Here is a 5,546-nt window from a genome sequence, read left to right as displayed (position 1 = left end):
ACTTGGCGCCTCGTGGATTTCGGGGGGCCGGTTGGCCCCGATTCAACATCGCGCGCTAATTATTGGGACTGGAGACAGAAATCAAGCGCCTCGTGCGCTATTCGGTCGCCTCGTCCTCTTCAACCGGGGCAATTGTGTCCTCGCCGAACCACTCGGCAGCGTTATTGGCAAGGTATTTCTCGATCGCGCGTGCCGCATTAAACGCCAAGTTCTGCATTTGTTGTTCGCGCGATTTTGTCAGGCCCGACCCGACAATCGTGTCGCCCGAGAAACTCTCCAGAATCGTCAATTGCTTGCGTTCTTCGGCAAGTTTGCCGTTGCGGCCGTTATTCGCCAGCGTGTCGTCATAGACGGCAACGGATATGACCAGCGCCGACTTGGGTGACAACACCACGGGCACACCGGGAACAGCCAGGGCGAAACCTTCGACGGCAACGCCGAAATGATACAGTTTCTCCCCTTCGTACCGGGCAAATCGCCGGTCGATCTCTGCGGTCAGGACCTCTTCCCACTCGTCGGGCTCAGCCCCGCGCGAGGGGGGGATCAGTTGCGCGTTGTCGGCCACCACGATGTTATGGCCAAGACTGAAATCGCCCAGCGCGGCAGGTTCGGGATCGATTTCAGTGCTGGAGGCACACCCGGCCACCGCAAGTATCATCCCAAGCCCAAGGATCCAGTTTCGCATCAACGCCTCCCGCATAGTCGTTCCCTCACCGATACCGCAGCCCGGCGCATCGGGCAACGATCAGAACCTGTTGTCGCGAGGGAACCCGCGCGGGGCCATCCGCCCGGTGCCTGCCCGTTTGCCCAGCCATTCGGCCAGGTCGGATTGTGTGCGGGTGCGCCCGGCCGGGTCCAGCCAGCTGAGCCCGTCGGCCAGGGTAAAGGTGGTGGCATCGCTCAGCCCGCCATCCTTGTATTTCTGCAACCGCACACCTTTGCCACGCCCCATCTCGGGCAACTCGTCCAGCGGGAAGATCAGAACCTTGCGGTTTTCACCCACGCAGGCCACATGATCACCCTTGATCGCGTGACAGACCAACGCGCGCACGTCGTCCCTGACGTTCAGCACCTGCTTGCCACTGCGGGTCTGGGCCACCACGTCAGCCGCCGGCACCACGAACCCGTCGCCCGCCGTGCTGGCCACCAGCAGGCGCGCCTCGGGTTGAAGGATGAACAGATCGACAATCTCGGCCTCGTTGGGCAGGTCCACCATCAGGCGCACCGGCTCGCCCATGCCACGCCCCCCCGGCAGCTGCGACGCGGCCAGCGTGTAAAACCGCCCGTTCGAGCCAAAGACCAGCAGCTTGTCGGTGGTTTCGGCGTGAAAGATGAACCGGCCCTCGTCGCCATCTTTGAACTTCAGTTCGCGGGTCAGGTCGATATGGCCGGTCATCGCCCGGATCCAGCCCATTTTCGAACAGACGATAGTGATCGGCTCACGCTCGATCATCGCCTCGATGGGCACGTCTTCCACCTCGCCCGCCTCGGCGAACTGGGTGCGGCGCGCGCCGCCGGGCACTTTCTTGCCGAACTTGGCGCGGGTCTCGCGCAGCTGTTCCGAAATGCGGTTCCATTGCAGCCCCTCATCGGCCAGCAAGTCCTCAAGCCCCGCGCGTTCCTCCAACAGCTTGTCATATTCGTCGCGCAGCTCCATCTCTTCCAGCCTACGCAGGCTGCGCAACCGCATGTTCAGGATCGCGTCCACCTGCACCTCGGTCAGGCCATCCTCGGCACTTCCGGCGGGGCTGACGTAATCGGCCTCGGACGTGGCGCGTGCATGCGGGGCCGACCAATCCTCGCGCATCAGCGCGGCCTTGGGATCGTCATCATAGCGGATGATGTCGATGACGCGGTCCAGGTTCAGGAACGCCGTGATGAACCCTTCCAGAACCTCAAGCCGGTGGTCGATCTTTTCCAACCGGTGGCGCGCGCGGCGCTGCAACACATCGCGTCGGTGGTCCAGAAACGCACGCAACACGTCCTTCAGACTGCAAACCTTGGGTGTCAGACCGTCGATCAGCACATTCATGTTCAGGCTGAACTTGATCTCAAGATCCGACTGCCGGAACAGGGTGTTCATCAGCACGTCGGGGTCCACGTTCTTGGATTTCGGCTCCAATACCACGCGGATATCTTCGGCGCTTTCGTCGCGGATATCGGCCAGGATTGGAATCTTTTTCTGCCCGATCAGGTCCGCGATTTTCTCGATCAGCTTCGATTTCTGCACCTGGAACGGGATTTCGGTGACAACAATCTGCCACTGACCACGGCCCAGATCCTCGGTGATCCATTTCGAACGCAACCGGAACGAACCGCGCCCGGTGCGATAGGTTTCCAGGATGCTCTCAGGCGGCTCGACAATCACACCGCCGGTGGGGAAATCGGGGCCGGGCACGTGCTCCAGCAACGTCTCGTCCCGCGCATTCGGGGCCTTGATCAGATGCAGGCAGGCATTGATCAGCTCTTCGATGTTGTGCGGCGGAATGTTGGTGGCCATGCCCACCGCAATCCCTGCCGCGCCGTTGGCCAGCAGGTTCGGATAACTGGCCGGCAGCACCACCGGCTCGGTCAGGCGGCCGTCGTAATTGTCGCGGAAATCCACCGAATCCTCGGCCAGACCTTCCAGCATGGCCTGCGCCATCTCGGTCATCCGCGCCTCGGTATAGCGGCTGGCGGCGGGATTATCTCCGTCGATATTGCCGAAATTGCCCTGCCCGTCGACCAGCGGATAGCGCATGTTGAAATCCTGCGCCAATCGCGCCATCGCGTCGTAAATCGCGGCGTCGCCATGGGGGTGGAAATCGCCCATCGTGTCGCCGCTGATCTTGGCCGATTTCAGGAACCCGCCGCCGGGCGCCAGCCGCAGGCGGCTCATCACATAGAGGATCCGCCGGTGCACCGGCTTCAAGCCGTCACGCGCATCGGGCAATGCGCGGTGCATAATCGTGCTCAGCGCATAGGTCAGATAGCGTTCGCCAATGGCGCGGCGCAGCGTTTCGGACACGTTACCCGCGCCCATATTGGGGTCGTCTGGAAGATCGCTCATAGGTCTTGTGTACCCGCCGGATTCTGCGCCTTCAAGCGCCGGAACGGGGGGAACGGGCGAAAGTTTTTCCCGTTATGCGGCAATCCCCCGTTCTTTATCCCTTTTCCATGCAAAACCCTGGGGAGGGTGCGAGATGATTCGATTGGTACTATGGCTCTGCGCCGGCCTGGTAGGCGTGCTTTGGTGGGCAAATCACCTTGAACCAAATGCTACGGCGGCAACCGCCACTGTGGCTGAACCCGCGCCCGAGGCGGCGCCGCGCATTCGCCTGCAAGAGCGTCCGGCAAAAACCGCCGCTGCCCGCGTGGCCCCGCCCGCGCCCAGCTTCGACGTGACCCTGCCCGAAGGCGTGACGCTGACGCCGGTTTCGCTTGTTGATGCGCAGCCCGGCCTTATGCAGATCAGCCACCGCGACGCCCCTGCGGGTCATGTTCCGGCCCATGCCGGCCCCACGCCCCAGGGCGAGGCCGTGGTGATCACCGGCAACCGTGTGAACCTGCGCGCCGGTCCGGGCACTTCGAACGCGGTGGTGGGCACCCTGACCCGCAACATGCGCGCGACTGTTATTGACCGCACCGCGAATGGCTGGGTTGAACTTCATGCCCCCGCTGTTGGACTGTACGGGTTCATGGCGGCCAAGTTTGTGGCCCCTGCCGGATAGACGCGCCAGCCACGATGGCATAGCGTCTGCCCCGCAGTACAATGACAGGCAGGGCAGATGCAGAAATCCATCCTGATTACCGGATGCTCGTCCGGCATCGGTTACGACGCCGCGCATGGTCTTGCGGCGCGCGGCTGGCGGGTATTTGCCACCTGCCGCAAACAACGCGACTGCGACCGGCTGGAAGGTGAAGGGTTGGAAAGCTTCCCGCTGGATTACGCGAGCGAAGACAGCCTGTCCGCCGCCGTCGACGAAACGCTCAGCCGCACCGGCGGCACGCTGGACGCGCTGTTCAACAACGGCGCCTTTGCCTGCCCCGGCGCGATGGAGGATCTGCCTCGCGCCGCCCTGGCCGAGGTGTTTGAAACCAACGTCTTTGGCTATCACGACCTCACCCGCCGCCTGATCCCCACCATGCGCGCACAAGGCCACGGGCGCATCATCAACAACAGCTCGGTCCTGGGCCTGGTGCCAATGAAATGGCGCGGCGCCTATGTGGCCTCGAAATACGCGCTGGAAGGGTTGTCCGACACATGGCGGCTGGAAATGGCCGATGCCGGCATCAAGGTCATCCTGATCGAACCGGGTCCTGTGACCTCTTCCATCCGGGTCAAATCCATCCCGCAATTCGTGAAATGGATCGACTGGAAAGGCTCTGTCCGCAAGGACCAATACGAAAGCCAGCTGCTGAAACGCCTGTACAAAGACAGCGGCACCCGCGACCGGTTCGAACTGCCGGCCTCTGCCGTCACGCGCAAATTATTGCACGCACTCCATAGCAATGATCCCCATCCGCGCTATTTCGTGACCCGACCCACCTATGTCGCCAATATCCTGCGCCGCTTTGCCACGACCCGCATGGTCGACAGGATCTGGGGCGGCGGGTAATCTTCGGGCCTCGGGCCACCACAAAGGACATCCCATGCTGAACGATCCCCTGTTTATCATCGCCGCGCTTGCCTGCCTTCTGGTGCTGGTCGTGCTGATTATCGGTGTCAGCGCCTTTGCCAAAGGGGGCGAGTTCAACCGCAAACACGGCAACCGCATGATGCGCTATCGCATCTACGCGCAGGCCGCAGCGATTGTGCTGATCCTTGCCTTTGTCCTGCTGCGTGGCGGGGCAGGAGGCTGATCCATGGTTGTTCTGAACAAGATTTATACCCGCACCGGCGACAAGGGCGAAACCGCGCTGGGCGATGGCAGCCGCGTCGCCAAATACAGCCCCCGCGTGGCGGCCTATGGCACCGTGGACGAGTTGAACGCCACCCTGGGTATGGCCCGCCTGCATGCCGATGGCGACATCGATTTACAGATCAGCGCCATCCAGAACGACCTCTTTGATCTCGGCGCCGACCTCTGCCGCCCCGACCGCGACAAGGACGGCGAAGCCGGCTATCCGGTGCTGCGCATGGTCGACACGCAGGTTGACCGGCTGGAGGCTGAGATCGACGCTATGAATGACCGGCTGGAACCGTTGCGCAGTTTCATCCTGCCCGGCGGCTCGGCCCTGTCGGCGCATTTGCACATGGCCCGCACCGTGGCGCGTCGGGCCGAACGGCTGTCCGTGGAACTGGCGCAGGTCGAGGATGTGAACCCCGCTGCTGTCAAATACCTCAACCGCCTGTCCGACTGGTTCTTTGTCGCCGCCCGAATCGCCAATAATGATGGCACCGACGACGTCCTGTGGGTGCCCGGCGCAAACCGATAGCGCTAAAACCACCGGAACGCGGCGTCGCGTCGCCGGAATTTGACCATTTCTATCTGTTTTCCCCCGCGCAGAGCCGCTAACAACACATCCGAGAGCATCATCGGCGCAGCCTTAACTGCGCCAAAACC

The 5,546-nt window shown here is 62.5% G+C and carries 6 protein-coding genes; 4 read left to right on the top strand and 2 right to left on the bottom strand.

Annotated elements, in window-relative coordinates; genetic code table 11:
* Positions 1-97: 97 nt before the first annotated feature.
* Positions 98-685 (bottom strand): hypothetical protein, encoded by a 588-nt coding sequence (locus ACMU_RS18495; RefSeq protein WP_035263023.1) that lies wholly within the window; start codon positions 683-685, stop codon positions 98-100.
* A 60-nt stretch (positions 686-745) separates the two neighbouring features.
* Positions 746-3,049: a DNA topoisomerase IV subunit A gene (gene parC, locus ACMU_RS18490; RefSeq protein WP_035263020.1), complete on the bottom strand. Its 2,304-nt coding sequence runs from the start codon at positions 3,047-3,049 to the stop codon at positions 746-748.
* 133 nt (positions 3,050-3,182) lie between these two features.
* Between parC and ACMU_RS18485 the strand changes: the two genes are divergently transcribed.
* Genes ACMU_RS18485 through ACMU_RS18470 form a run of 4 tightly spaced genes read left to right on the top strand, consistent with a single transcriptional unit; the run spans position 3,183 to position 5,418 of the window.
* Positions 3,183-3,710 (top strand): SH3 domain-containing protein, encoded by a 528-nt coding sequence (locus ACMU_RS18485; protein WP_035263018.1) that lies wholly within the window; start codon positions 3,183-3,185, stop codon positions 3,708-3,710.
* 57 nt (positions 3,711-3,767) lie between these two features.
* Entirely contained in the window at positions 3,768-4,598 is an 831-nt protein-coding gene (locus tag ACMU_RS18480; RefSeq protein ID WP_035263016.1) for an SDR family NAD(P)-dependent oxidoreductase, read from the top strand.
* Positions 4,599-4,632: 34 nt separating this feature from the next.
* The gene (locus tag ACMU_RS18475; RefSeq protein ID WP_035263015.1) at positions 4,633-4,842 is read left to right on the top strand and encodes a twin transmembrane helix small protein; all 210 of its coding nucleotides are present in this window, start codon (positions 4,633-4,635) and stop codon (positions 4,840-4,842) included.
* A gap of 3 nt (positions 4,843-4,845) precedes the next feature.
* A complete protein-coding gene (locus ACMU_RS18470) occupies positions 4,846-5,418 on the top strand; it encodes a cob(I)yrinic acid a,c-diamide adenosyltransferase (protein ID WP_035263013.1) in 573 nt (190 codons plus the stop codon).
* Positions 5,419-5,546: the final 128 nt, after the last annotated feature.

This window comes from Actibacterium mucosum KCTC 23349, assembly GCF_000647975.1.
In the GTDB taxonomy this organism is placed as follows: Bacteria; Pseudomonadota; Alphaproteobacteria; order Rhodobacterales; family Rhodobacteraceae; genus Actibacterium; species Actibacterium mucosum.
Note: the sequence above shows the minus strand (reverse complement) of the source record. Positions and strands in the feature narration are given on the sequence as shown.

Coding starts and splice junctions, on each gene's coding strand:
- ACMU_RS18495 (WP_035263023.1), bottom strand. CDS start 685: ATGCGAAACTGGATCCTTGGGCTTGGGATGATACTTGCGGTGGCCGGG.
- parC (WP_035263020.1), bottom strand. CDS start 3,049: ATGAGCGATCTTCCAGACGACCCCAATATGGGCGCGGGTAACGTGTCC.
- ACMU_RS18475 (WP_035263015.1), top strand. CDS start 4,633: ATGCTGAACGATCCCCTGTTTATCATCGCCGCGCTTGCCTGCCTTCTG.
- ACMU_RS18470 (WP_035263013.1), top strand. CDS start 4,846: ATGGTTGTTCTGAACAAGATTTATACCCGCACCGGCGACAAGGGCGAA.
- ACMU_RS18480 (WP_035263016.1), top strand. CDS start 3,768: ATGCAGAAATCCATCCTGATTACCGGATGCTCGTCCGGCATCGGTTAC.
- ACMU_RS18485 (WP_035263018.1), top strand. CDS start 3,183: ATGATTCGATTGGTACTATGGCTCTGCGCCGGCCTGGTAGGCGTGCTT.